The sequence below is a fragment of the Marinococcus halotolerans DSM 16375 genome, from assembly GCF_000420725.1.
Lineage (GTDB): Bacteria > Bacillota > Bacilli > Bacillales > Marinococcaceae > Marinococcus > Marinococcus halotolerans.
In genome coordinates this window covers 1-1,514 of the sequence record NZ_ATVM01000054.1, presented here as the reverse complement: position 1 = coordinate 1,514, position 1,514 = coordinate 1, and the positions used below count along the sequence as shown (strand labels likewise).

Here is a 1,514-nt window from a genome sequence, read left to right as displayed (position 1 = left end):
AACATTTAAACGGCTTGACCCCGATAGAATACCGGAATCAAGCCGCTTAAGAGTTTTACTTATTTTCATTGTCTACTTGACGGGGGTCAGTTCAGCCTCTTCTCACAGTTTTTTCTCGAGCCAGATGCGTTCGTCTGTTAACTCCTCTTTCACTTGAAAGCCTGCTGCCTGCAGCATATCAATAAATTCCGGATACTCATGGGCGAGCTTGGTCTGCACGACCTGATATCCCTGCTCACGGGCATGAATAAGAACATTGCCGACAAGACGGCTTCTCCAGCCGTCATCTTCAAATGCTTCCTGCATCCCGTTCAGCCAGCTGTACCACACGCCCTTATCCTTTGCGTAGCTGATGTCATAGCCGAGAATCTTTCCTTCCTCCCGTGCTACCTGCACAAGGGAAGCCTCCGCCTGTTCGAGGGTCTGATGCATTGGTTCCATTTTTTCAAAAAGCTGAGCATGTAAATATAAGATGCCCTGAAGCACTTCGCTTGGAGGCATGCCTTCGTATTTTTCTATCTGCATCGTAATTGTTCCTTCCTTCCATCACTAACTTCTACGGCAAGTGTAGCATATACGGGCAAAGTTTATCTTACCTACCGCCTATCCCCTGTTCATGTTACCATGTAAAGTGATATGAAAAGACGTCCCGACGTACGAATACATACCAGAATGTAGTTGAGGAGATCGATGAGTCATGGAACTAACGTTAAATCTGTATTATCTGTTATTTATCGGCCTGGCGTTAAATGCCGTTATTTATGTCATCGCACGCATTAAACAGCACGGCCGCCGGCACCGGTTCGCTGCAGCAAATGTAACATTTATAGCTTTTTTCTCTGTATTAATTTTAAGCATTGTGTTCACCCGCTGGATCGGGCCCGACTTATTTGTCGTAAGCGTCGGCATGATTTTTATGTTCGTTATCGCCGCCCTTTTGGATAAAAAAATAGGAGCAGATTAAAAACAGACAGTGGCACTACGCCCTGTCTGTTTTTAATCTGATAAAAGCCTCGTAACGGGTATCACATAATCACACAGATTCACCCCGGAATTTTTGAATCTCCTGCATTAATAAATTAAGCTCGGCCTGGGCACTGTTTATGGAAGCTGTTAACTTTCCAAGTTCGATATTGGCAGTCTGATACAGGCACTTTGTGAGTTTATCGATGGAGTCGGAATTGGCAATTTTAGCATTATCTATAGATGGGGATATACACTTTGCAGCTATTTTAAACAGCCTCCTTGAGTCACTTTTTTATTAAAGAAATACCCATGAAATGAATTCGAACCATTACATTTTACCTACAAACACCTATTTATTATAGCATAAATCAAGAATTTTCATAGTAATATAGTAATGAACCTAATTCATAATAACTCAGATAATGACAAGCAAAAAAAGAGGCAGCGCCTCTAATGATATGCTCCCCTTTAAGTAGACAGATGAAATAAATCATCTGTTTTGCTTAGAGGGGAGCATTTTTATGCCTTATCGAGGATATACGACCGAG

Annotated in this window: 2 protein-coding genes; one reads left to right on the top strand and one right to left on the bottom strand. The window is 42.2% G+C overall.

Annotated features, from left to right (window positions below; all coding sequences use genetic code 11):
• Positions 1 to 102: 102 nt before the first annotated feature.
• Complete coding sequence (locus G548_RS0116845; RefSeq protein ID WP_022795306.1) at positions 103 to 525, bottom strand: hypothetical protein; 423 nt, start codon at positions 523 to 525, stop codon at positions 103 to 105.
• Positions 526 to 697: 172 nt separating this feature from the next.
• Here G548_RS0116845 and G548_RS0116840 point away from each other — a divergent pair, with 172 nt between their 5' ends.
• On the top strand, positions 698 to 964 hold the full coding sequence (locus G548_RS0116840) for a hypothetical protein (RefSeq protein WP_022795305.1): 267 nt from the start codon (positions 698 to 700) through the stop codon (positions 962 to 964).
• The last annotated feature ends 550 nt before the right edge of the window (positions 965 to 1,514 follow it).

Bases quoted from the DNA above. Each gene is read 5' to 3' on its own strand.
- G548_RS0116840 (WP_022795305.1), top strand. From the start codon at position 698: ATGGAACTAACGTTAAATCTGTATTATCTGTTATTTATCGGCCTGGCG.
- G548_RS0116845 (WP_022795306.1), bottom strand. From the start codon at position 525: ATGCAGATAGAAAAATACGAAGGCATGCCTCCAAGCGAAGTGCTTCAG.